The sequence below is a fragment of the Ruegeria sp. YTSC325 genome (assembly GCF_059609525.1).
In genome coordinates this window covers 1-22,802 of sequence record NZ_JBXWLY010000007.1, presented here as the reverse complement: position 1 = coordinate 22,802, position 22,802 = coordinate 1, and the positions used below count along the sequence as shown (strand labels likewise).

Sequence of the window (22,802 nt, the reverse complement as noted above, 5' to 3'; positions counted from 1 at the left end):
TTCAGACCATAGGGTTAGCCCCATGAACAGCAGGTTTGTCACACTCAACGGTCAGCCGTTTTTTCTACGCAGCTGGGGTGATCCAAATTTGCCCACGCTGCTGCTGCTGCACGGCTTTCCAGAATATGGCGGCGCATGGGCCGATCTGGCACCGTACCTCGCCCCGCACTACCATTGTGTTGCGCCCGATCAGCGCGGTTACGGGCAAAGCTGGGTGCCGGAAAGCGTTGGCCACTACACCCTGTCCAACCTGGTGACGGACATGGCCGCACTGATCGAAACGCAGGGCGGGCCTGTAACGGTTCTGGGTCACGATTGGGGGGCTTCGGTGGCCTATGGCCTGGCTATGTTTCGGCCCGAACTGGTCGACCGCCTGATCATCGCGAACGGAGTTCATCCGGTTCCATTTCAGCGCGCCATGGCGGCCGGAGGAGCGCAGTCCGCAGCCTCGCAATATATCAATGACCTGCGCGCCGAGGACGCAGCCGATCGATTTTCAGCCAATAACTTCGCCCTGCTTGAACGTTTCTTCAGATACGGCATGGGGTTGGATTGGTTGTCTGATCATCAGATGCAAGACTATCGCACCGAATGGGGTCGGCCCGGTCGGTTGAACGCTATGTTGAACTGGTATCGCGCTTCTCCTTTGGTGGTGGCCAAACCGGGCGAGCCTTTGACGGACCTGCCCGAGTTGCCGGTAGAGCGCCTGATGGTCCGATGCCCGCATCTGCTTCTTTGGGGACCGGAAGACAAAGCGCTGCTGCCAGAGGCGACCTCTGGGCTCGAAACCTTCGCGCCCGACCTGAAGCGTGTCGACATTCCCGGTGCCGATCACTGGCTGCATCACCAACGACCTGATGCAATGGCGCAGGCAATTCTGGACTGGAGCGGTGCCTGACGGCCTAGCGATGCCCCCAATCCGCCGGGTCCTCGGAGTTGTTGGGAGATAGTCCCAAAACATCCCCATCGGTGTCGCACCCCAGCCCCAGAACAGTGCGGTTGGCATACGAGAAATAGGCGCAGACCTGATTAATCTCGAGTATCTGGCCGTCATCCCACCCCGCCGCGCGTAACGCGTCGATATCTGCTTCTGTCATATCCGCCGGTGCCTGAGTCAACATGCGCGCATAATGCATCCCAGCGACCTGCGCGGCATCCAAAGGGGCGGTATCTGGCGCTTTGGCCTCAATCGCTGCACGAATAGCTTCTGCGCGTGCAGGATCGTCCAGCAAACGCTGTAGACCACTGAAGTGATGCTCGACACAGTATCCACAACGATTCAACGAACTGACCCAGACGCCCAGAACCTCGAGAAACCATTTCGGAATGGTGTTGGCCGAATGGTGCAACACGTTTTTGTACAACGCCATGTGGCCTTCCATCGAATGCGGGCGCAGGGAATGCACCATCATGATGTTGTCAACGTTGTTCCCCGGCCCGGTGACCCGTTCATACAGTTTCTTCAGTCGACCTGTTGCCTGCTCGAAGGGCACCGTCTTGATCCAACTCATTCCACTTCCTTACGATTTTGGTCGCGTCAATCACAGATTGAGTTGTTACCGGCGATGCCCCAGGAGGCAAGCTTCGATTTCAAAGGTGGGGTTAATCCATTTGTCCGACAAAAGTCGTGGCCGACAAGGGCATCACCATGTCCTCTGACCCAAATCGCTGATCCAATGCCTTTGCCATTTCCACCGCGACCTCCTCGGGATCGGCACCGCCGCGCTCTTTTATTTCGTCCACCAAAGGGTTTCCGAACACCAAAGCGCGCGAGAATGCCGCGGGATCCAGGATCTTTTTACTCAACCGTATCGTCTGGAATGTCACATTGTGCCAACCGGCGGCGGACAAGTCAGCCAATACGGCCTGCGGGTCTCCGTAGTGAAACGGAACTTGGTAAAAACCCGGAGGGTCGTCCGGGAAGACCTGCGCAACAACGTCCTGAGCCATCTGCGAAACCGGGTTTTCAGCCATAGAACTCCAGACATTAAAAACGTAACGCCCTCGGGGTTTCAGCACTCTCGCGGCCTCACGGAACGAGGCGACTTTGTCGGGAAAAAACATCACGCCAAACTGACACACCATCAAATCGAACTTTGGTGTTTCGAATGGCAGTTCCATCGCGTTGACAACGTCAAAACGAACGTTTTCCGAGCTAGAAAACTTAGTCTTGGCAACATCCAACATCGGTGCGTTCAAATCAGTGACCAGCAGGTTTGCTGCTGCAGGCAACTGATCTCGGAGCATTCTGCTGACTATGCCGGTTCCGGCTGCAAGTTCGACCACTTCGCTAGCGGGTTCGCTGCAACATGTCTCGACCAAGTGTTGTGCGTAATCGACGAAAATATTTGGTCCAAGACCAGTGTCATAATATGTCGGAATGTCACCAATAAACTCTGCGGAATTTGCCGTCATCCAATTGCCCCTAGTTGATAGAAAATACAAACTGCCCCCATCTTAGTCGAAAACAGGCCATATACGAAAACCCGCGTGATCCTCGCATTTTTCTACAACACTTCGCGCCCCTCTTCCCCCGGACTACATCACCTGCCATAATGGATAAAACTCAAAAACAAGAGCAGCACCGATGCCCGACGATCTGTTGACGCCTGAAGCGACTTCCACCTATGACGCCTCCTCGATCGAGGTGCTTGAAGGGCTGGAACCCGTTCGCAAACGCCCCGGCATGTATATCGGCGGCACGGATGAGCGCGCGCTGCATCACATGGTGGCCGAAATCCTCGACAACTCGATGGACGAGGCGGTCGCCGGTCACGCCAACCGGATCGAGGTCGAGCTGCACGCAGATTACGCCCTGACCGTGCGCGACAACGGGCGCGGTATCCCAATTGATCCACATCCGAAATTCCCGGACAAATCCGCGCTTGAAGTCATTCTGTGTACCCTGCACGCGGGTGGTAAATTCTCGGGCAAGGCCTATCAGACCTCGGGCGGTCTGCATGGGGTTGGTGCCTCGGTGGTGAACGCCCTGTCGGACTCGATGGTCGTACAGGTGGCGCGGGACAAGACGCTGTTCGAACAACGGTTCTCACGCGGTATCCCCTTGGGACCGGTCGAGAAAATCGGTGCGGCTCCCAACCGGCGCGGCACCACCGTGACATTCCACGCCGATGCCGAAATCTTTGGCCACCACAAGTTCAAACCGGCGCGGTTGTTCAAATCCATCCGGTCCAAGGCCTATCTGTTCTCGGGCGTGGAAATCCGCTGGAAATCCGCCATCGACGACGGCGAAACCCCGACCGAGGCCACGTTCCATTTCCCCGGCGGCCTGTCTGATTACCTCAAGGAGACGATGAACGGCTCGTCCACCTACGCCGAGCAGCCCTTCGCAGGCACCGTGGACTTCACCGAGAAGTTCGGGACACCGGGCAAGGTCGAATGGGCGATCAACTGGACACCTTCGCGCGATGGGTTCATCCAATCCTACTGTAACACCGTCCCCACCCCCGAAGGCGGCACACACGTGGCGGGATTCTGGGCCGCGATCCTCAAGGGGATCAAGGCTTATGGTGAGCTGATCAACAACAAGAAAGCCGCGCAGATCACCCGCGAAGACCTGATCACCGGCGGCTGCGCGCTGGTGTCCTGCTTTATCCGCGAGCCGGAATTCGTCGGCCAGACCAAAGACCGTCTGGCCACGGTCGAGGCCCAGCGACTGGTTGAGAATTCGGTCCGCGACCATTTCGATAACTGGCTGGCCGCGGACACGAAATCTGCCGGCGCGATCCTCGACTTTGTGATACTCCGAGCCGAGGAGCGTCTGCGCCGACGAGCCGAGAAAGAGACACAACGTAAATCCGCCACTAAAAAACTTCGTCTTCCCGGCAAGCTGGTGGACTGTAGTAGTTCAACACGGGACGGCACCGAATTATTCATTGTCGAGGGCGACTCGGCCGGTGGCTCGGCCAAAATGGGGCGTGACCGCAAAACGCAGGCCCTGCTGCCCCTGCGCGGCAAAATCCTGAACGTGCTGGGCGCGGCCAGTTCGAAACTGGGCACCAATGCCGAGATCAACGATCTGACCCAAGCGCTGGGTGTGGGCCTTGGCACCAAGTTCAACGTCGACGACCTACGCTATGACAAGGTCATCATCATGACCGACGCGGATGTGGACGGCGCGCATATTGCGTCCTTGCTGATGACGTTCTTCTTCACCCAGATGCGGCCCATGATCGACGCGGGCCACCTGTATCTGGCCTGCCCGCCTCTGTATCGCCTGACCCAAGGCGCCAAACGCGTCTATTGCCTGGACGAGGCCGAGCGCGACGAATGGCTGGAAAAAGGTCTGGGCGGCAAAGGCAAGATCGACGTCTCACGATTCAAAGGTCTGGGCGAAATGGACGCCAAGGACCTGAAAGAGACAACCATGGACCCCGCCTCCCGCAAACTGATCCGCGTCACGATTGACGAGGACGAACCCGGCGAAACCGGAGACCTGGTCGAGCGCCTGATGGGCAAAAAACCCGAACTGCGGTTCCAGTATATTCAGGAGAACGCGCGGTTTGTGGAGGAGTTGGATGTTTGAGGAAAGTAATTGAACAAGCTTTTATTGTTTGGAGTTTTTGTAACCACGCTCTACGCTATTTTTCTTACATACCTATTGGTAGAAAACTGGGGTGAGTTTTCCTCGTTAGACCCCAATGAATGGGGTGACTTTTTAGCCGGTTCACTAGGGCCTGTAGCCGTATTTTGGCTAATTCTTGGCTATTTTCAACAAGGTCGAGAACTGCAGCACAGCGTCGAAGCCTTGAATCTGCAAGCTGCAGAACTAAAGAACGCAGTTGGCCAACAAAAGACAATGGTCGGTGTAACCCGACGCCAATTGGAAATTGAAGAAGCAGCGTTCAAGGAGAATTCGTGGATGAGACAAGAGGCTGAGATGCCTCATTTAGTCGTCTCGCGGCACAGGCACGGGACGAATTACGGCCACCCATTCTATGAATACAAGATCACTAATATTGGCAAATCGGCGGTCAGAATTAGCCTATCGATATCGCCCACGCTGGAGAAGGTTTACCCCCTTGAATTCAGGGCAGTACCAAGCAACGGGGAAGTCACATTCGAAGTTGTATTTGACAATGAGACGGAACAGGTAGACTTCCAACAAACTCACGAATTGACACTCATTTCAGAGAACCAAATGGGCCGCACGAAAATCCAGTCCTACGACTTGAAGGGAACTGAGGTGGTTCAGACGCGCACTACGGTCGAAACGGTGGCGTGGTAGCCTACAAACATGTTGACTTCCTAAACGAGTTTAGGATGCGTACGCACCCACCCTCGGGCCGGGAGCGTACATTGTGCTTCCCAACATGCATTAGTTGGATAGCGCGGGACGCCCCCCCAAACGATCTTCAAACACGCCCCTTGCCTAACCCGTTGATCCCGTTCACACTTACTCTCAACCCGTCATGCAAGAACGACATTTGAGGTTCCCGAGCGTCCAAGAGCCATTTGACCCACTGATCTCTCAACGGGAGGACGACATGAAGACATTACCCCTCGGGCTGGCCCTGACTCTGCTGGCCAGCCAAGTGACCGCGCAACAAACGCTCAGCACTGCATCGCCAATTCCGGATGGGGCTGAGACCCGGTTTTGCTATTACGCAGGCATGGCCTATTCACAGGACGCTTTTGTCGTGATCTTCGGCGACAATACTGTGACCGACACGATCAGTACCCGTGAAGAGCACCTACTGCGCTGTGTCAAGAACGACGACGGCTTACTCAGCTGGAAACCCCAAAGCAGCTTTCAGATCAGTCGGTGACACCCGGCGTCTGATCCAGCCAATCCGCGATCTGTCCGGCCGGTCCTTCCCAGCCGGGCTCCATAAACAGAAAATGCGCGTGGTTCTCGGCGGGTAGAAAGGTTGCGCGGTCGCCGTAGAGTTTCGCCAACGCGCGGCAGGTGTTGGGGTTCACGGCCCGGTCCTCGGTGCCGGAAACGATCAGGACGGGACAGTCGACCTTGTCGATATCCACCTTCATCGCGTGGTGGTCGTCGAACATCCAAAAGAACATCTCGAACATCACTCGCCCGCTTTCGGGGCCGAGTTGGTCGAACACCTCATGCTGCTGCGCTTCGGGCATTTTATTCAGCGCAAAGGGCGCCATCAGGTCGAAATCAACCCGCATGGGCTGTTTCCAGAATGCCCCGCCCTCCATCAGCGCACGCGGCACGGCGCGCTCATCATCGGTTTCAGGCAACGTCCCCCAGGCAGCGTTCGGGTTGATCAGAACAATGGCGCTGGCCAGCCCGCGAGACGCCACCTGCTGCGCCACAACCCCCGCGATGGCGTGGCCGAGCAGCACTGGCTTGCTGTCCAGCCCCTGCACGAATGCGGCGATGTCATCGGCGTAGTCCATGACGCTGGTGTCGGTCAGGCCGGGATCGGGCTCGGCCTTAGGGTCGCCGCCATGGTAGCGCAGCGCAGGGGTGTGAACCGTCCAGCCGCGCGCGCGGAAGAAGCCCGCGTAATCCTCCATACACCACGGCCCGGCAAAGGCCCCGTGGATCAGAACAATCTCTTTGGTCATGAAAATCTCCCTCACCTGCACACAGTATGCGAGGTGAGGGAGCGGGTCTGCAACCCTGTTACAGCGCGGCTTTGAACAGCGCGGTCAGGTTGTCTTCGGTCAGTTCAATCGGGTTGCCGCCACAGGACGGGTCGGTGATCGCGCCTTTGACCAGTTCAGGGATCGACGCTTCGGTCACGCCCAGATCAGAGAGTTTGCGCGGGATGGCAAAGCTGTCGTTGAACTCCTGCACAAAAGCGCGGAAGCCGTCAAAGCCGCCTTCTATGCCCAAATAGGCCGCGGCCTGCTGGAGCCGTTCGGCGATGGCGGGCGCATTGAAGTCCAGCACGGCGGGCATGCAGACCGCGTTGGTGGTGCCGTGATGGGTGTTGAACACCGCGCCAATCGGATGGCTCATCGCGTGGATCGCTCCGAGGCCCTTTTGGAACGCCGTCGCCCCCATCGCCGCCGCGCTCATCATCTGGGCGCGGGCTTCGATGTCGGTGCCGTCGGCATAGGCGCGCGGCAGGTAGTCCTTGACCAGCCGCATCCCCTCCAGCGCGATGCCCTGGCTCATAGGGTGATAGTGCGGGCTGCTGAACGCCTCGACACAATGCGCAAACGCGTCCAGACCGGTGCCTGCGGTGATGAACTTGGGCATCCCGACGGTCAGCTCGGGGTCGCAGATCACGACCGCAGGCAGAACCTTGGGGTGGAAGATGATCTTCTTCGCATGCGTTTCCGAGTTGGTGATGACGCTGGCGCGGCCCACCTCGGACCCGGTCCCGGCGGTGGTCGGCACGGCAATGATCGGTGCGATGGCGTCGGCATCCGCGCGAGTCCACCAGTCGCCGATATCCTCGAAATCCCAAACAGGGCGGGTCTGGCCGCACATAAAGGCAACCATCTTACCCAGATCCAGCCCCGAACCGCCACCAAAGGCAATCACCCCGTCATGGCCACCCGCATTATAGGCGGCAACCCCGGCTTCGAGGTTCTTTTCATTGGGGTTCGGGTCTACTTCGCTGAATAGCCCTCTTCCCAGCCCGGCGGCCTCAAGTATATCCAGAGTGGCCGTGGTGATCGGCAGATCAGCCAACCCCTTGTCGGTCACCAGCAGAGGGCGTTTCATCCCAGCAGCCGCGCAGGCCTCGGGCAATTCCTTGATCCGGCCAGCGCCGAATTTGATCGCGGTCGGGTAAGACCAGTTTCCAACAAGGCTCATGATGTCACCTTTTTCAGATGGTAGGATTTGGGACGTGTGAGGTTGTGATAGCCGATGACCGACAATCCGCCCCCGCGCCCGGTATTCTTGCAGCCGGTCCAGCACAGGCCCGGGTCCAAATAGTCAGCACGGTTCATGAACACGGTGCCGGTCTCGATCTGGTCGCCCACCTTCGCCGCACGATCCACATCGCGGGTCCAGAGGCTGGCAGTCAGGCCAAATTCGCTGTCATTCATCAGCGCGATGGCTTCTTCGTCCGAGGACACTTTCATGATGCCCACAACCGGGCCAAAGCTCTCGTCCCGCATCACGCGCATGTCATGGCTGACATTGGTCAGGATCTGCGGCGTCAGGTAGGCACCGCCATCGTCCTCGGCGAAGGTCTCGATAAGAGCGACGGCACCTGCCGCGACCGCCTCAGAAATCTGCGCGCGTACCTCATCAGCAAAACGAACATTGGCCATCGGCCCGATCGTCGTCTCCTCGTCCAGCGGGTTGCCCAGCTTATAGCCCCTTACGACCTCTACCGCCTTGGCGACGAAATCGCCATAAAGGCTCTCATGCACATAAATCCGCTCGATACCACAGCAACACTGGCCCGAGTTGAACATGGCCCCGTCGATCAGCGTATCGACCGCCGCATCCAGATCGGCATCCTCCATGACATAACCCGGATCCTTGCCACCCAGTTCGGTGCCAACGCCGGTAAAGGTGCCCGCCGCCGCGCGCTCCATCGCCTGCCCGCCACCGACCGAGCCGGTAAAGTTCACGAAATCAAACGCTTTGCCCGCGATCAGATCATTGGTCACGTCATGGCTGAGGAACACGTTCTGGAACACATCCGCGGGCACTCCCGACGCATGGAACGCCTGCGCCATACGCTCACCCACCAGCAAGGTCTGCGTGGCGTGTTTCAACACCACCGCATTGCCCGCGATCAGCGCAGGCGCAACCGTGTTGATCGCCGTCATGTAGGGGTAATTCCACGGCGCCACCACAAACACGACCCCGTGCGGGATGCGCTTGATATAGCGTTTAAAGGTCTCATCCTCACCCACGGCGATATCGGCCAGAGCGTCTGAAGCAATTTCGGCCAAATGACTGGCGCGCTCATTGAACCCGCCAAACTCACCGCCATAGCGCACCGGACGGCCCATCATATGCGCAAGCTCAGGCACGATCTCATCATTCATCGCCCCAACTGCGGCCACACCTGCCATTACAAGATCAATCCGCTCCTGCAATGGGCGCGCCGCCCATTCCCCCTGCGCCGCACGCGCCCGCGCGGCGGACTTGAAAGCCGCTTGTGCCGACAGCACTTCACGCTCTGCATAAACCGATCCATCAATCGGCGAGACACATTTCAACATCTGCCCCATCTTTACTCCATTTCCGAAAGAAACAGGATCCCTGCTTCATCTGGCCAAAAATACCTCGGGGAGCGCGAGGGGCTGGCCCCTCGCTTCCACCGCTAAGCCCGCTCAAACCCGCGCGCAATTTCCCAATCGGTCACCACACGCTCGAACTCTTCAATCTCGACCTCTGCCGCGCGGGCGTAGTGATCGACCACGTCATCCCCCAGAGCCGCGCGCAACATGGCCGACCCATGCAACGCATCCCGCGCCGCACCCAGATTGCCGGGGATCATGCCCGTTTCCCCCTGGTAGACGTCGCCCTGTGTCGGAGGCTGCAATTCCAGCGCTTCCTCGATCCCGGCAATCCCTGCAGCCAGCATCCCGGCCATCGCCAAATAGGGGTTCATGTCCGAACCCGGAATCCGGCACTCCACCCGAACCGCCTTGGTGCCATCGCCGCAAAGACGGAACCCCGCCGTGCGATTGTCCACCGACCAGATGATCCGCGTCGGCGCAAAAGTACCCTTCATGAACCGCTTATAGCTGTTGATATAGGGGGCCATAAAATAGGTGTAATCAGCGGCGTATTTCAGCAAACCCGCCATATAGCTTTTCATGATACCCGACATGCCCAGCGGATCTTTTTCATCAAAAAAGGCTGGCACCCCATCCGCCCAAAGCGACTGATGCACGTGGGACGAGCTGCCGACTTTCTCATGATGCCATTTCGGCAGGAACGTCGCCGCGTGGCCGTGCTGCCAGGCAATCTCTTTCACCGCGTTCTTGGCGATCGAGTGATACTCGGCCGTCTCCATCGCGGGGGCGTATTTGATGTTTAGCTCTTCCTGCCCGGTCTCAGCCTCACCTTTCGAGTTCTCGACCGGAATCCCCGCGTTCCACAGATGGTTGCGGATCGGGCGCATCACATGCTCTTCCTTGGTGGTCTGCAGGATGTGATAGTCTTCGTTATAGCCCGAGATCGGCTCCAGATCGCGAAACCCTTCCTTGCGGATCTGGTCAAAGCTCTTCTCGAACAGGAAAAACTCCAGCTCGGTGGCGCACATGGCGTCATAGCCCATGGCCTTCAGCCGGTTCACCTGCTTTTTCAGGATGGACCGAGGTGCGTGGGGTACTTCCTCATGCGTATGGTGATCCAACACATCGCACATCACCATGGCGGTGCCCTCAAGCCACGGAACCGGGCGCAGAGTGCTTAGGTCAGGCTTCATCACATAGTCGCCGTATCCGCGTTCCCAGCTGGTGGCAGCATAGCCATCGGGCGTCGCCATCTCGAGGTCGGTTGCCAACAGATAGTTGCAGCAATGGGTCTCTTCCCACGCGCCCGCCACGAAATGCCCCGCGTGGAACCGCTTGCCCATAAGACGCCCCTGCATGTCGACCATGCAGACCAGCACGGTATCGACCTCACCGGCTTCGACCTTGGTTTTCAGGTCGTTCAAACGTGCTTCATTGCCCATCCCGTTCATCCTTTGTCACTTTCCGGGACTGTTGTCCCAAGCTCTTGCCCTCGGCCTTAGTCCTCGACCGTTTCGTTATCCATTTCCATCACCAGACGTGTCTCCAGCAGCTGCCCGCTTTGGTAGAGGATCGGATAGGCGATGGCGGCGATATGCCCGTGCAGGTCGCGCATGGCGCGCAACGTCTCAAGATGCAGATCGCTTGAGGCAAAGCTTTCGGTCTGCCCCCTCTCAAGCCGCTTCAAATGCGCCTTTCGGCTGTTCCGCGACAGGCGCTTAACCTCGGCCTTGTCCAGCACCAGACGGCGGGCGCAATCCATGTCATCCACCAGCAGCACATGACGAGCCAGTGAGAAACTGGCCAGCACCGCCGCGTGCAAATCCTTGAGTTCCTTCCAGCCCTGTGCCGAAAAATCGGTGCGTTCGGTGTGTTTGATCTGCGCGGTTCGGGTCATGCGGTTCGACACCACGTCGCCCGCCGCCTCAAGCCGGATCGCGTATTCGACCAGGCCGCGCGCGGCCTTGATCTGCGCTTTGTTCATGTTCTGGCGCGGCAGTCGTGCAACAAAGCGTCGGATTTCGGTCAGCTGCGCGTTCACCCTCTCATCCTGCTGCCACAGAGCCGAGATCGCATCGCTGTCATCCTGCTCATAGATATCCAGAACCGGGCGGAACATGCGCTCAACCTGTGTGACCATCTGCAACAGCTCATGCCGGACCGAGGACATCGCAACATTCGCCCCCGAAACGCTGGGATCGTTCAGTGGGCTAAGCGCGTCCGAGAAGTGGTCCATCGCGTGCGCCTTAACCTCGGGCTCGGGCAGCAGCAGCGCCATCGGTCGCTCCATCCAGTCCACGAACCCTGTGGCCAGCACAAAAACGGCGAGGTTGAATCCGATATGAGCCAGGATCAACGACTGCCCTGCCCCCGCGACCATCAACGTCTGATGCGTGCCGGTCACGTTGACCACAATCAGCATCACCAGCGCCGCGCTGCCGCGTAGCAGAAGGTTGGCCAGTGGAATACGACGTGCGGAAACGGTCAGGTCACGGGTCAGCCAGATCGGAATAAAGGCCGAGCCCAGATTGGCCCCAAGAACCAGCGACAGCCCGGCAGCAAAAGGGATGGCTCCGATCTGAACCAGTGTCACGCACATCAGGATCGTCGCAACCGAACTGTGCATGACAAAGGCCAGTACCGCGCCCACGATAAAGGCGCTGAAATAGTCGCTTTCCAGATAGCCCGCGATGGCGGGCAAAAAAGCGCTCTCGCGGATCGGGTCAACCGCATCGCGCAAGAACTGCAGTGAAACCAGAATGAACGCGATGCCCAGAACAATGCGCCCGATCAGCCGCACATTGGCGCGGTCGGACTTGAGGTACAGCCACCCGCCCAGCGCCAGCAGCACGGGCTGCAGCCAGCCCAGATCATAAGACAAAACCTGAATGACAAGCGCTGCGCCCAGATCCGCGCCCAGCACCCCGGCCAATGCAAGGCCAAAGCTGACCATGCCTGCCGCGGCAAAACCGGTCAGCAAAACTGTAACCGCAGCCGAGCTTTGCAGGATCGTTGCCAGAACCATTCCGGCCCCACCGGCAACAAAAGTGTTCGAGTGACGCGTCAGCAGCGACTGGAACAATGCGCCAAAACGTCTTTCGATGCCCGTACGGACCAGCCGCACCGCAAACAGCAGCAACATGGTCGCCGCAAAAATCTCGATCAGGAACCCAGCTATCGCCATTGGCCTATACCCTCCTCGCCCGGTTCACGCCAAAGCACGACCAGCGTGTTCTTGTCTGTATCAGAGGCAAGCCTAGCATCAGGGATCGGGGGTCCAGAGGTCCAATACCGGCACGCGACCGAGGCCGCGCGCCGAAATTGTATGGAATTTAGCCGTAGCGATAAGGCCGTCCGGCCTTGAGCATGTCGGCGTTATACTGCTTGAAGATTTCGACAACCTTGGCCTTGGTTTCGGATTCAGCTGCGATCTCATCCCAGAAGGCAACGGCGGCCTCTTCGACCTGCGCCCATTCTTCATCGGGGATCGTGGTCAGCTGCATCTTGTCGCCATTCACCCGCAGGCTGGCCTCGCCGCCCCAATACCACCATTGACGATAGTAGTGCGACTGGTCACAGCAGACACGGAACAGGGTCTGCAGGTCTTCGGGCAGCTCGTTCCAACGGTCCATATTGGCAAAGAACGATCCCGCCCATGCGCCCGAGATATTGTTCGTCAGGAAGTAGTTCGTCACATCGGCCCAACCCACGGTGTAGTCCTCGGTGATGCCCGACCACGCGATGCCGTCCAACTCGCCGGTTTGCACCGCGACCTCGATGTCTTCCCACGGCAGAGTGACTGGCACAACGCCGAACTGTGACAGGAAGCGGCCCGCTGTCGGGAAGGTGAAGACGCGCTTGCCCTGCAGGTCGGCCAGGCTGTTGATCGGATCTTTGGTGGCAAAGTGGCACGGATCCCAAGCACCCGCGCTGATGTGCTTGACGCCGACCTTAGAATATTCCTCATCCCAGATCTCGTTCAAGCCGTATTGGTTGAACAGCACCGGCACGTCCAGCGAGTAGCGCGAGGCAAATGGGAAATAGCCGCCGAACACGGTCACATCGGTGGGCGAAGCCATCGAGTCGTCATCTGACTGAACCGCATCAATCGTGCCCTTCTGCATGGCGCGGAACAGTTCTCCGGTGGGAACCAGCTGATCAGCATAGAACAGCTCGATCTGCATCCGGTCACCAGCGATCTTGTTGAACATCTCGATCGCGGGGTCGATCACGTGAGCAGCCAGCGCAGGACCGGCATAGGTCTGCATCCGCCATGTGATCGTGCTTTGCGCCAATGCCGGCGCGGCCAGAGGGGCAGCGGCAACGCCGACCCCGGCTGTTTTCAGAAACTTACGTCTTGTTGTCATGTCATTTCCTCTCTGTTGCAGGTTTGCGTGCCTCTTGAGCGGGCATTCTTGTTAATTTCCGTAGACATATCCGGGCAGCCACAGGGCCAGTTCCGGGAAGATCATGATTATCGTCAGCGCCAGCACCATCACCGCCACGAACGGGAAGATCGAGCGATAGATGTCGCGCAGCGTGATCTCGGGCGGGGCCATCGCGCGCATCAGGAACAGGTTATAGCCGAAGGGCGGCGTCATATAGGCGATCTGGGTAGTGATCGTATAAAGCACCCCGTACCAGATCAGGTCAAATCCGAGCACGCCCACCAAAGGCACATAGAGCGGCGCCACGATGACCAGCATTGCTGTGTCGTCCAGAAACGTACCCATGACGATAAAGCTGAGCTGCATCAGGATCAGGATCACCCAGGGCGACAGGCCAAGCTGTTCGGTGAACAGGTTGTCGATGGCTTTCACCGCACCCAGCCCGTCGAACACCGCGCCAAAGCCAAGAGCCGCAAGGATGATCCACATAAACATGCACGAAATCGCCAGTGTCTGCTTGGTGCAGTCTTCGAAAATCTTCCACGTCATGCGGCGTTTCACGACTGACACCACCAGCGCCGTCAGCGCCCCGATGGCCGAGCTTTCCACCAGCGAGGTCCAGCCATTCACAAAGGGCACCATCATAGCGGCAAAGATGATCAGCGGCAGTGCGCCCGCGCCCAGCAGCCGCAGCTTTTCCGCGCGTGGCACTTCATGGGCGTCTTTCATCGCGGGGCCAAGCTCGGGCTGAATGCGACAACGGATCCAGATATAGAGGATGAACATACCCGCCATCAGCAGCCCCGGCACGATCCCCGCCAGCCACAGCTGCCCCACCGGTTGCCGCGCAATCATCGCATAGAGAACCAGCACGACCGAGGGCGGTACAAGGATTCCCAGACTGGACCCCGCCTGAATGACACCCGTGACCATCGTCTTGTCATAGCCCCGCCGTAGCAGTTCCGGCAGCGCAATTGTCGCGCCAATGGCCATCCCCGCGACGCTCAGCCCGTTCATGGCCGATACCAGCACCATCAGGCCAATCGTGCCAATCGCAAGCCCGCCATTCACCGGACCCATCCAGACATGGAACATCCGGTACAGGTCATCGGCCAGACGGCTTTCCGACAGCACGTAGCCCATGAAAATGAACATTGGTAGCGTCAGCAGCGGATACCACTTCATCAGCTTCATCGCGGCCGAGAACGTGATGTCCTGCCCGCCTGTACCCCACAGGGCCAGTGCGGCCACTGTGGCAACCGCTCCGATCGCGCCAAAGACGCGCTGACCTGTGAACAGCATCAGCATCATCGACGCGAACATGAAAATGGCGATATATTCCTGGCTCATGCCCGAGCGACCCCGATTTCCTGCCCGTTGATCCGGGCAATGTCTTTGAAAAATTCCGAAATTGCCTGCAGCAGCATCAGGAAGAAGCCCAGCACCATGATCGCCTTGATCGGCCAGATGTAAGGCCGCCATGCGGTGGACGAGCGTTCTAGCCGCCCGATCTCTTCACTGCCGGTCAACAGACCAGTGAAGTACGAGATCGGAGAATCCCCCCAATATCCAAGGCTATAGGCGGTGGACCCCAGCCCGCCGTAAAACAGCACGCCCAAATACAGGATCAACAACAGAACGGTGAAGGCGTCGAACCACGCTTTTTTCTTGTGGCTCCAGTTGTGATAGAACAGGTCCATCCGCACGTTCGAGCCCAGCTGAATCGAATACGGCCCGCCCATGATGTAATAGGTCACCATGGCAAACTGCGCCATTTCCAAGGTCCATAGCGATGGCAGGAAGAAGGTTTTCGAGATCGACGACCACAGCAGGATGCCCATCATAACGAACAGACCCCACATCATCACCCGTCCGATCCTGTAATTGACCGCGTCAACAACACGGACATATACGCGCATGGCCCGGATCATTCTGCCGCCCTTTCTTCAAACCCTGAAAGAGTTCGCGATATCCAAGGAACAAGGCAGCCCGCCACCGCATTTTGCTGCTCGGGCGTGCGGATCAGATCATTCCGAACCTCGATCATCACATTCAGCAAACCATTCGGCAAAGCCTGTGCATCCAGAGTGTGTGCAACGCCATCAGCGGCCGAGTATGGCTCGTTCAACATGGTAACATAGGGGTTTTCAACCGCTTTATGCGCCATCATCGCTGCTGCAAACCGGTCATCGGCGCCGTGCAGGATACCCAGTTCGACCTGTCGGCGCTTGCCCAAATAGACCGGAGTGAAACTGTGGACCGTCACCATCAGCTCAAGCGTTCCCCGGTGCTGCAGGATCAGCTTGGAGAGGGCTTGGCGAAACGGTTCGTAGACGCCCTCAATCCGCGCCTGCCGTTGATCCTGCGTCATCCGAGTATTTGCGGGTATGTCGATATCTTCACTGCGCGACGGCATAGCGCCTTTTGCCTCGGGCGGCCGGTTGCAATCATAGACCAACCGGGACACACCACCATGTACCAGCGGTGCGGCCATTTGCACCGACATCCGCTTGGCCACCGCCAAAGCTCCGGGATCCCATGCGATGTGGCTTTCACGTGCCTCAGCACTTAGCCCCATATCCCCCAGAAACGCAGGGATCCGGTTCGACGCGTGCTCGCAGACAAGAACGACTTTTGGCGCACCGTCTGCCATATCCGTGTGAACGACTGTTCCGAAATCCAACCTACTGCCCTGCGATTCCCAAAATCCTCATTGCGGAAAAATTTCCACACAGTCCGATCGCCTGTCAATAATTTTCCTGTATAATTTTCTCCACACTTGATCTTGATGAAAAATTATTCACATTATGCCTTTGTCGCATACAGGAGGATCGTTCAGTGCGGGTGACGGACAGGCTGCTGGCCCATCGGGACAAGATGACGCCCTCGGAACGGCAACTGGTCAGTGTTCTGCTGGATGACTATCCAATGGCCGGGCTGGGCAGCATTACCGAATTGGCCAGCACCGCCTCGGTTTCGACCACCACAGTTGCGCGGATGTTGCAAAAGACCGGGTTTGACGGCTATCCGCAATTTCAGGCCGCCCTGCGGGGCGAAGTGAAAGAGATGATCTCGGGGCCCATAGCCAAGCGCGACGTCTGGCAAAACGACTTGCCCGAGGAACACATACTCAACCGCTACTCCCAGCAATCCCTCGCCAATCAAAAGCGCACGATTGATGAGGTCGACCCAGAAGAATTCGACAGTTTTTGCAACCTGTTATCTGATCCCGATCGGCGCATTTTCATCACTGGGGGGCGCATCACGGGTACAATGGCGCAGTACCTGTACCTGCATTTGCAAATGATCCGTCCCGACGTCCGAATGCTACCGGTGGCTGCGTCGTGGACCCATGATCTGCTGGATGTACGCAAAGATGATGTCCTGATCGCGCTGGACGTGCGACGATATGAAAACTCGACCATGTTGATCGGTCAGCTCTGCCAGGAACGCGGGGCCGAGATTGTGCTGTTCACAGACCAGTGGCGTTCCCCCATTCACCGGCTGGCCAAACATACCTTTGCCGCACGGATCGCGGTGCCGTCCGCTTGGGATTCGATGGCGTCAATCCTGACACTGATGGAATGCGCCATCGCCGAGGTTCAAGAACGCCTTTGGGACTCAGTCAAGAACCGCACCGACGAGCTTGAGGCCGCTTTTGACCGCACCAAGCTGTTTCGTAAATTCGGCCAAAGCTCGGGTTCTTAACATCTGAATTTGCTATAATTTACAACTGCCCGTGATCAGTGTTGCCACTTGGGGGCCGCGCGTTCACTTTATGGGCATGAGCTTTATCGCCGATAACCAACTGCCGCTTCTGATCCTGTTCTTTCTGGTCGGACTCGTGGGCACCGGGTTTCTGTTCCGCAAACCTGCGGGGCATCGGGCGTGGAAACTGGCCGATCTGGTTTGGGTCGTGTTGGGCGGTATCGGTGCGTTGGTTGCCGTTTTGGCCGGTCTTTACACCGCCGACAGTTCTCGGTTGGACCGGCAGATCGACGTAGCCTATGCCGCAACCCTGGCCTTTGACCGAGACGCTGCCCGCTTTCGCCTGCGGTTTTGCGACCCGGCCTATGATGATGACATTGGCGTTCTGTGCGAAAAGGTGGAGTTCCTATCGGCCTCAACCGCCAGCAACGCTGACCTGCCCCTGTTTATCGCCGTGACCAACGAAGTCGCGCCGCTGCAAGGATTGCACTTCCTATTCGGACGTCAGGCAAAAGACGATATGGACGACGCACGCGCGATGGCCGCAAAGGCCAACGCTTTCGACATTGACCAGTTTCTTGTCTTTACGACCGTTGACGACAAGACCCAGATTGCCATCGACAATATGCGCCGCAAGGTGCCTGCGATAGCCGGTGACTATCTGATCCTTGCCCGAAGCTATGAGGATCTGATTGCGCAGGTCGGAAAGCTGAAGGACGAATGGGAATACCTGCAGGCCAACGCACATATCCTAGTGCTGCAGATTATCGCTTTGTGCCTTGTCAGCTTCGCCGCCCCGTTCCGATTGGGCAAGTCGATCGTAGAAATGCGCACTGCCTTCAGCGCCGATACGCCCGCGCCAGTTTTGCAGGATCTGCCCCCAGAAAATACCGCAACAGAGTCCACAGATTCCGCGCCCCTCGGCGCATCCACCCCGCCTTCTGGTATCGATCCGCGCTCGTAAACGCACGAGAAGGCAATAACGCGACGCCCCGCACCCGGCGCATAAGTGCAACGTCTTCCATGAGGGGTTGATCCGGGAACCCTCCGGCCTGTTCATAAGTCCGTCGCGGGATCAGCAACCCCTGATCCCCATAGGGTAACCCCAACACCCGGCTGCGCAGATTGGCCCATCCAGCAACCCAACCGGGCGCAAATCCCACAGCGCGAAACGCCAGTCGGAAAACCGCAGGCTTGCCTGATCGAAGGTGATCGCCGACAGCTTTGGTCCAACCATCCTCGAGAACCGTGTCGGCATGCAGAACCAGCAGCCACTCGCCTCTCGCCTGTTTGCACCCGCGACGCAACTGCCCGCCACGCGACGCGGCGCCGGTGACGATCTCGGCCCCGGCCTCATCCGCAATCTCCAGAGTTTGGTCGGTGGATCCGCCATCCGTAACGATCAATTCGCGGATCAGCCCGGTGTGCAGTCCTTCCATCAATGCCTGAAGGGTCGCAGGCAAGGTCTCGGCCGCGTTCAAAGTCGGAATGACAATCGAGATCGGTGCTGGCACGTGGATTACCCTCTGGTCTTGTCGGCGCGAACTCCTATATCACGGGACCGAGGGAAAGCACGAGGATACCCCCATGCCCAATCGCCGCATCCTGCGCCTGAGCGGCGCAGACACTGACAGTTTCCTGCAAGGGCTGGTGACAAATGACATCGGCGGGCTTCAGGATGGTCTGGTCTACGCTGCGCTTTTGACTCCGCAAGGCAAATATCTTGCCGATTTCTTCCTCAAGCGCGAAGACGATGCGGTACTGCTGGATGTGGCCGAGATTTTGGCCGAAGGGCTGGTCAAACGTCTTGGGATGTACAAGCTGCGTGCGGACGTCACCATCGAGGAAAGTGGGCTGAACCTGCAGCGAGGCACCGGCCCGGCACCACAAGGTGCCTTACCTGACCCGCGTCACGTTGACATGGGCTGGCGAGCCTACACCGCAGCACCCGAAAGCGATGATGACTCCGATTGGGATGACATCCGCGTTCGCCATTGCATCCCGGAAACAGGCATCGAGCTGACCCCAGAAAGCTATATCCTTGAATCCGGGTTCGAACTGCTGAACGGTGTCGATTTCAAAAAAGGCTGCTATGTCGGGCAAGAGGTTACAGCTCGGATGAAGCACAAAACCGAGCTGCGCAAGGGACTACGCCGCGTGACGGTAGATGGAAGCGCCCCGGTCGGGACTGAAATCTTTGCAAACGGCAAGCCAGTGGGAACCTTGTTCACCCAATCTGGCGGCGCCGGAATTGCCTATCTGCGACTGGATCGCGCCACAGGGGATATGCAGGCCGATCTGGCCAACGTTGGTCTAAGCGATTGAATTGTTGCGCAAGCGGCACGGCTGAACTGCGGCACAGCGCATATAGATTGCACCCCCTACCCTGGCCCTGTCACAATACGGGCAGGTCACAAGACGGGTGCGGGCATGTTCAAACTATATAGGGCAATCTGGCGTGCCAGTGCCGGACGGCAGATCATCCTTATCATTCTTTCGATCGCCGTGGCCGCTTTGGCGGCTGTACCGCTTGAATTTCAGCGCGACATTATCAATCACCTTACAACCGACGATGTGCAGGCTGACCGCCTGTTATGGCTAGGGGCCGGTATGATGGCGGTCATTCTTCTAAGCCTCGGCCTGAAATGGGTTCTGGGTTATCGCGCCGGAACACTGGGCGAAGACATGGTCCGCCTGATCCGCCAACGGCTGTTGTTGCGTTCGGCCGATCTGAATGAAACCGGCGAAGATGTACGTAAGGGCACCATGACCACCGCCATTTCCGCCGAGGCCGAAGAGCTTGGCAAATTCGCAGGTGGTGCCTTTTCTGACCCCGTCGTGCAGATCGGGACTTTGATCAGCGTGATCGGCTATATCTCATCGACACAACCGGGACTGGGGCTGATCGCGTTCTCGATGATCGTTCCGCAGATCGTCATCGTGCTGGTTTCACAGCGCAAGGTGAACGTCTTTGTCGCCGAACGAGTCCGCATCCTGCGCAATGCGACCGACCGACTGACCACTGAGCAGATCGAGGAAACCTCGCGCGAGATCGAGACTGAATTCGATTCAATCTATGAAACCCGGCGCAAAATGTTCATCTGGAAACTATCCGCCAAATTCCTGCTGAGCGTCATCAATGGCGCAGGTACTGTTGGCATATTGATGCTGGGTGGCTGGCTGGTCCTAGAAGGCCGCACAGATGTTGGCACTGTGGTCGCTGCGACAAGCGGGTTGGCCCGGATACAGGGACCTACCGCGTTTCTGATCGCCTTCTACCGACAGGTAAGCGCCAACCGCATCAAGTATGAGCTGATGTTGGAACTGTTCGGCACCAACCCCGAGCAATACCGCCACATCAAGCGCCGCACATAAAAAAAGGCCGCGTATGGTTGCTGACGCGGCCTCTTGGTGATTTCAACGCGGATTAGGCGCGTTCGGAGTATTCCATGGTCTCAGTGTTCACCACGATCATCTCATCCTGACCAACAAAGGGGGGAACCATGACCTTGATGCCATTTTCCAGAATGGCCGGCTTGAATGAGTTCGCCGCGGTCTGACCTTTTACGACTGGTTCGGTTTCAACGATCTTGCAGGTCACCTTTTGGGGCAACGAGGCGTTCAGCGCCTCGGATTCGTAGAACTCGACCACAATTGTCATGCCGTCCTGCAGAAAAGGGCGACGCTCACCCAACAGGTCCGATGGCAGTTCGATCTGCTCATAGGTCTCGGAGTCCATGAACACCAGCATCCCGTCGGATTCGTAGAGGAACTGCTGATCCTTCTGTTCCAGCCGCACGCGCTCAACCTTGTCCGCCGAGCGGAACCGTTCGTTCAGTTTCGACCCGTTGCGCAGGTTGCGCAGTTCGACCTGAGCAAAAGCGCCGCCTTTTCCAGGCTTTACGTGATCAACTTTTACAGCGGCCCACAGACCGTCATTATGCTCAAGCACATTGCCGGGGCGAATTTCGTTCCCATTTATCTTGGGCATGACATAAATCCTTCACAAACGGTTGATGCGTCAGTTGCGCTTCCTATATCTGGCGGGACAACACGTGGCAAGACAACGAAACCTTGCGTTGCAGGTGCAGCGAGCCATGCAGATGACGCAACGCAACTATGCATATTAGCTGTATCCGAATCACACTTTATCGGTCATAAGGACCGTCACGCCGAAAATGCAAGAGCAAGAACAACAAGGAAAACGAGATGAGAGATTTCGTTGACGGCACCGCCTTTAACAACGAACAAGGCAACCGTGCGCGCAAACTTTTTGCAGCCGTTGTGTTGGCTGCGCTGGATGATGCTATTGCCGATGACAAGAAATATGGCAATGGCCCCGAACAAATTGCCCGCTGGGCACGTTCGCGCGACGGCCGCGAAGTGCTGTCCTGCGCCGGTATCGACCCGAACGAACGGGTTGTGAGCGGCTTAATGGATTTCGTTGGTCGTGGTGTGCGCACCTCGGTTGCACTGTCGCGTGAAGAAAGCGAACGCCGTAACGCTGCTCAGCAGGCCGAAGCCGCCTGACCTAAGCCGCTGTTTCCAAGAAAAAGCGCGCTCGTGCATTGCAGAGCGCGCTTTTCTTTTGGCCAGTGGCTATCTCAGAAGAACATCAGCCATTGCCGCGCGACCCATATTTCCGCTCCAAGCAACACCCCAAAGAACATCTTGGTCGAAGCGTCTAACCCGCGCCGCCAGAGTATCACGTAGGATGCCGCACACGCCGTGATCGAGACGGGAACAACCCATTGCGCATGATGGGCACTGTCCCAATAGCTGACCGGGCTATGAAAAACCCAGTTGCTTATCGGCCAAAACTGCGGCCGCCCATCCCCGGCATGCAATACAAAGTCGGTTATCAAATGCAGTAACCCGGCCGAGGCCCCAAGGACCACAGGCCGCGCGCCCACCCACAGCGCCACGACTAAAGCCAACCCCCAAACCAGAAACGAATTGTCGATGGAGAATACTGTTTGCCATGCATCGGAATAGTACAGTTGCCCGAAGACCACCTGCTCGGGGATACCCAGAATGAACAGCGACACACCAGCCATCAGGTAAAGGGACAGATCCGGCAAAACTGATCCGATCAACACTGCGCGCAGAATGCGCCCTTGCGGCGGGCGGGCAAAGACGGCGGCTCCGATCAAAAGATGGGCGGGTGTGTTCATCCGGTCTTTTCCTCTCCCGTCAAATCGGGTCATGTGCCCGTCAGGTTATAGGAGATCAATCATGGTTCGCGCCATCATGATTCAAGGTACTGGCAGCAATGTGGGCAAATCGGTTCTCGTGGCCGGCCTGGCACGCGCTTATTCACGGCGTGGGCTTAGAGTGGCTCCGTTCAAGCCGCAGAACATGTCGAACAACGCAGCCGTAACCGAAAACGGAGGTGAGATCGGGCGTGCGCAGGCGCTGCAGGCGTGGGCTGCGAACAGGCCAACTCACACCGACATGAACCCGATCCTGCTGAAGCCCGAAACCGACACCGGTGCTCAAATCATCGTTCAGGGTCAAAGGGCGGGCACGATGAAGGCGGGTGACTACCGCAAG

At 58.0% G+C, this 22,802-nt stretch carries 23 protein-coding genes; 9 read left to right on the top strand and 14 right to left on the bottom strand.

The annotated features are described in order from the left end of the window. The first annotated feature begins 22 nt into the window (after positions 1–22). Entirely contained in the window at positions 23–898 is an 876-nt protein-coding gene (locus tag AC2FF7_RS11575) for an alpha/beta fold hydrolase (protein ID WP_480865896.1), read from the top strand. A 4-nt stretch (positions 899–902) separates the two neighbouring features. On the opposite strand, the gene AC2FF7_RS11570 is transcribed toward AC2FF7_RS11575, so the two are convergent. Beyond that, positions 903–1,511 carry a carboxymuconolactone decarboxylase family protein gene (locus tag AC2FF7_RS11570; protein ID WP_170354638.1) on the bottom strand — a complete coding sequence of 203 codons (609 nt, stop codon included), beginning with the start codon at positions 1,509–1,511 and terminating at the stop codon, positions 903–905. Between the two features lie 91 nt (positions 1,512–1,602). Next, on the bottom strand, positions 1,603–2,415 hold the full coding sequence (locus AC2FF7_RS11565; RefSeq protein ID WP_170752415.1) for a class I SAM-dependent methyltransferase: 813 nt from the start codon (positions 2,413–2,415) through the stop codon (positions 1,603–1,605). A gap of 172 nt (positions 2,416–2,587) precedes the next feature. Between AC2FF7_RS11565 and parE the strand changes: the two genes are divergently transcribed. The 3 genes from parE to AC2FF7_RS11550 all read left to right on the top strand — a co-directional run bounded on the left by parE (position 2,588) and on the right by AC2FF7_RS11550 (position 5,789). After that, positions 2,588–4,546: a DNA topoisomerase IV subunit B gene (parE, locus tag AC2FF7_RS11560; protein ID WP_170354640.1), complete on the top strand. Its 1,959-nt coding sequence runs from the start codon at positions 2,588–2,590 to the stop codon at positions 4,544–4,546. A gap of 9 nt (positions 4,547–4,555) precedes the next feature. Beyond that, entirely contained in the window at positions 4,556–5,248 is a 693-nt protein-coding gene (locus AC2FF7_RS11555) for a hypothetical protein (protein ID WP_496905665.1), read from the top strand. 259 nt (positions 5,249–5,507) lie between these two features. After that, positions 5,508–5,789 carry a hypothetical protein gene (locus tag AC2FF7_RS11550; protein WP_496905664.1) on the top strand — a complete coding sequence of 94 codons (282 nt, stop codon included), beginning with the start codon at positions 5,508–5,510 and terminating at the stop codon, positions 5,787–5,789. Here AC2FF7_RS11550 and AC2FF7_RS11545 read toward each other — a convergent pair. The 9 genes from AC2FF7_RS11545 to AC2FF7_RS11505 form a co-directional block, all read right to left on the bottom strand. Next, complete coding sequence (locus AC2FF7_RS11545; RefSeq protein WP_170752407.1) at positions 5,779–6,558, bottom strand: alpha/beta hydrolase; 780 nt, start codon at positions 6,556–6,558, stop codon at positions 5,779–5,781. The genes AC2FF7_RS11550 and AC2FF7_RS11545 overlap by 11 nt on opposite strands. Before the next feature lie 58 nt (positions 6,559–6,616). Further along, a complete protein-coding gene (locus AC2FF7_RS11540) occupies positions 6,617–7,762 on the bottom strand; it encodes an iron-containing alcohol dehydrogenase (RefSeq protein WP_480865902.1) in 1,146 nt (381 codons plus the stop codon). Continuing rightward, positions 7,759–9,141: an aldehyde dehydrogenase family protein gene (locus tag AC2FF7_RS11535; RefSeq protein WP_480865903.1), complete on the bottom strand. Its 1,383-nt coding sequence runs from the start codon at positions 9,139–9,141 to the stop codon at positions 7,759–7,761. The genes AC2FF7_RS11540 and AC2FF7_RS11535 overlap by 4 nt, the downstream gene beginning before the upstream one ends. A gap of 92 nt (positions 9,142–9,233) precedes the next feature. Continuing rightward, positions 9,234–10,595, bottom strand: a complete 1,362-nt coding sequence (locus AC2FF7_RS11530) for a glutamine synthetase family protein (RefSeq protein ID WP_170752402.1) — start codon at positions 10,593–10,595, stop codon at positions 9,234–9,236. Between the two features lie 56 nt (positions 10,596–10,651). After that, on the bottom strand, positions 10,652–12,337 hold the full coding sequence (locus AC2FF7_RS11525; RefSeq protein ID WP_480865905.1) for a Na/Pi cotransporter family protein: 1,686 nt from the start codon (positions 12,335–12,337) through the stop codon (positions 10,652–10,654). A 148-nt stretch (positions 12,338–12,485) separates the two neighbouring features. Next, entirely contained in the window at positions 12,486–13,520 is a 1,035-nt protein-coding gene (locus AC2FF7_RS11520; RefSeq protein ID WP_170752398.1) for a TRAP transporter substrate-binding protein, read from the bottom strand. 51 nt (positions 13,521–13,571) lie between these two features. Beyond that, the gene (locus tag AC2FF7_RS11515; protein WP_170354649.1) at positions 13,572–14,891 is read right to left on the bottom strand and encodes a TRAP transporter large permease; all 1,320 of its coding nucleotides are present in this window, start codon (positions 14,889–14,891) and stop codon (positions 13,572–13,574) included. Beyond that, the gene (locus tag AC2FF7_RS11510) at positions 14,888–15,472 is read right to left on the bottom strand and encodes a TRAP transporter small permease subunit (RefSeq protein WP_170354650.1); all 585 of its coding nucleotides are present in this window, start codon (positions 15,470–15,472) and stop codon (positions 14,888–14,890) included. The genes AC2FF7_RS11515 and AC2FF7_RS11510 overlap by 4 nt, the downstream gene beginning before the upstream one ends. Continuing rightward, the gene (locus AC2FF7_RS11505) at positions 15,469–16,224 is read right to left on the bottom strand and encodes an N-formylglutamate amidohydrolase (protein WP_480865911.1); all 756 of its coding nucleotides are present in this window, start codon (positions 16,222–16,224) and stop codon (positions 15,469–15,471) included. The genes AC2FF7_RS11510 and AC2FF7_RS11505 overlap by 4 nt, the downstream gene beginning before the upstream one ends. A gap of 155 nt (positions 16,225–16,379) precedes the next feature. On the opposite strand from AC2FF7_RS11505, the gene AC2FF7_RS11500 reads away from it, so the two are divergent. Continuing rightward, positions 16,380–17,249 carry a MurR/RpiR family transcriptional regulator gene (locus AC2FF7_RS11500; protein ID WP_170752392.1) on the top strand — a complete coding sequence of 290 codons (870 nt, stop codon included), beginning with the start codon at positions 16,380–16,382 and terminating at the stop codon, positions 17,247–17,249. Between the two features lie 839 nt (positions 17,250–18,088). On the opposite strand, the gene AC2FF7_RS11495 is transcribed toward AC2FF7_RS11500, so the two are convergent. Beyond that, positions 18,089–18,763 (bottom strand): TIGR04283 family arsenosugar biosynthesis glycosyltransferase, encoded by a 675-nt coding sequence (locus AC2FF7_RS11495; RefSeq protein WP_170354652.1) that lies wholly within the window; start codon positions 18,761–18,763, stop codon positions 18,089–18,091. A gap of 73 nt (positions 18,764–18,836) precedes the next feature. Between AC2FF7_RS11495 and ygfZ the strand changes: the two genes are divergently transcribed. Next, positions 18,837–19,574 carry a CAF17-like 4Fe-4S cluster assembly/insertion protein YgfZ gene (gene ygfZ, locus AC2FF7_RS11490; protein WP_480865914.1) on the top strand — a complete coding sequence of 246 codons (738 nt, stop codon included), beginning with the start codon at positions 18,837–18,839 and terminating at the stop codon, positions 19,572–19,574. Between the two features lie 105 nt (positions 19,575–19,679). Next, positions 19,680–20,624 (top strand): ABC transporter transmembrane domain-containing protein, encoded by a 945-nt coding sequence (locus AC2FF7_RS11485; protein ID WP_496905663.1) that lies wholly within the window; start codon positions 19,680–19,682, stop codon positions 20,622–20,624. Between the two features lie 52 nt (positions 20,625–20,676). On the opposite strand, the gene efp is transcribed toward AC2FF7_RS11485, so the two are convergent. Further along, complete coding sequence (gene efp, locus AC2FF7_RS11480; protein ID WP_480865917.1) at positions 20,677–21,240, bottom strand: elongation factor P; 564 nt, start codon at positions 21,238–21,240, stop codon at positions 20,677–20,679. 218 nt (positions 21,241–21,458) lie between these two features. Here efp and AC2FF7_RS11475 point away from each other — a divergent pair, with 218 nt between their 5' ends. After that, a complete protein-coding gene (locus AC2FF7_RS11475) occupies positions 21,459–21,779 on the top strand; it encodes a DUF6280 family protein (protein ID WP_108785849.1) in 321 nt (106 codons plus the stop codon). Positions 21,780–21,853: 74 nt separating this feature from the next. On the opposite strand, the gene AC2FF7_RS11470 is transcribed toward AC2FF7_RS11475, so the two are convergent. Next, entirely contained in the window at positions 21,854–22,423 is a 570-nt protein-coding gene (locus AC2FF7_RS11470; RefSeq protein WP_480865918.1) for a cobalamin biosynthesis protein CobQ, read from the bottom strand. 61 nt (positions 22,424–22,484) lie between these two features. On the opposite strand from AC2FF7_RS11470, the gene AC2FF7_RS11465 reads away from it, so the two are divergent. Continuing rightward, a partial coding sequence (locus AC2FF7_RS11465; protein ID WP_496905662.1) for a nucleotide-binding protein occupies positions 22,485–22,802 on the top strand: 318 nt, incomplete at its 3' end.

Excerpts from the sequence above, each read along its gene's own strand:
- AC2FF7_RS11575 (WP_480865896.1), top strand. The coding sequence starts at position 23 with ATGAACAGCAGGTTTGTCACACTCAACGGTCAGCCGTTTTTTCTACGC.
- AC2FF7_RS11570 (WP_170354638.1), bottom strand. The coding sequence starts at position 1,511 with ATGAGTTGGATCAAGACGGTGCCCTTCGAGCAGGCAACAGGTCGACTG.
- AC2FF7_RS11565 (WP_170752415.1), bottom strand. The coding sequence starts at position 2,415 with ATGACGGCAAATTCCGCAGAGTTTATTGGTGACATTCCGACATATTAT.
- parE (WP_170354640.1), top strand. The coding sequence starts at position 2,588 with ATGCCCGACGATCTGTTGACGCCTGAAGCGACTTCCACCTATGACGCC.
- AC2FF7_RS11550 (WP_496905664.1), top strand. The coding sequence starts at position 5,508 with ATGAAGACATTACCCCTCGGGCTGGCCCTGACTCTGCTGGCCAGCCAA.
- AC2FF7_RS11545 (WP_170752407.1), bottom strand. The coding sequence starts at position 6,558 with ATGACCAAAGAGATTGTTCTGATCCACGGGGCCTTTGCCGGGCCGTGG.
- AC2FF7_RS11540 (WP_480865902.1), bottom strand. The coding sequence starts at position 7,762 with ATGAGCCTTGTTGGAAACTGGTCTTACCCGACCGCGATCAAATTCGGC.
- AC2FF7_RS11535 (WP_480865903.1), bottom strand. The coding sequence starts at position 9,141 with ATGGGGCAGATGTTGAAATGTGTCTCGCCGATTGATGGATCGGTTTAT.
- AC2FF7_RS11530 (WP_170752402.1), bottom strand. The coding sequence starts at position 10,595 with ATGGGCAATGAAGCACGTTTGAACGACCTGAAAACCAAGGTCGAAGCC.
- AC2FF7_RS11525 (WP_480865905.1), bottom strand. The coding sequence starts at position 12,337 with ATGGCGATAGCTGGGTTCCTGATCGAGATTTTTGCGGCGACCATGTTG.
- AC2FF7_RS11520 (WP_170752398.1), bottom strand. The coding sequence starts at position 13,520 with ATGACAACAAGACGTAAGTTTCTGAAAACAGCCGGGGTCGGCGTTGCC.
- AC2FF7_RS11515 (WP_170354649.1), bottom strand. The coding sequence starts at position 14,891 with ATGAGCCAGGAATATATCGCCATTTTCATGTTCGCGTCGATGATGCTG.
- AC2FF7_RS11510 (WP_170354650.1), bottom strand. The coding sequence starts at position 15,472 with ATGATCCGGGCCATGCGCGTATATGTCCGTGTTGTTGACGCGGTCAAT.
- ygfZ (WP_480865914.1), top strand. The coding sequence starts at position 18,837 with ATGCCCAATCGCCGCATCCTGCGCCTGAGCGGCGCAGACACTGACAGT.
- AC2FF7_RS11485 (WP_496905663.1), top strand. The coding sequence starts at position 19,680 with ATGTTCAAACTATATAGGGCAATCTGGCGTGCCAGTGCCGGACGGCAG.
- efp (WP_480865917.1), bottom strand. The coding sequence starts at position 21,240 with ATGCCCAAGATAAATGGGAACGAAATTCGCCCCGGCAATGTGCTTGAG.
- AC2FF7_RS11475 (WP_108785849.1), top strand. The coding sequence starts at position 21,459 with ATGAGAGATTTCGTTGACGGCACCGCCTTTAACAACGAACAAGGCAAC.
- AC2FF7_RS11470 (WP_480865918.1), bottom strand. The coding sequence starts at position 22,423 with ATGAACACACCCGCCCATCTTTTGATCGGAGCCGCCGTCTTTGCCCGC.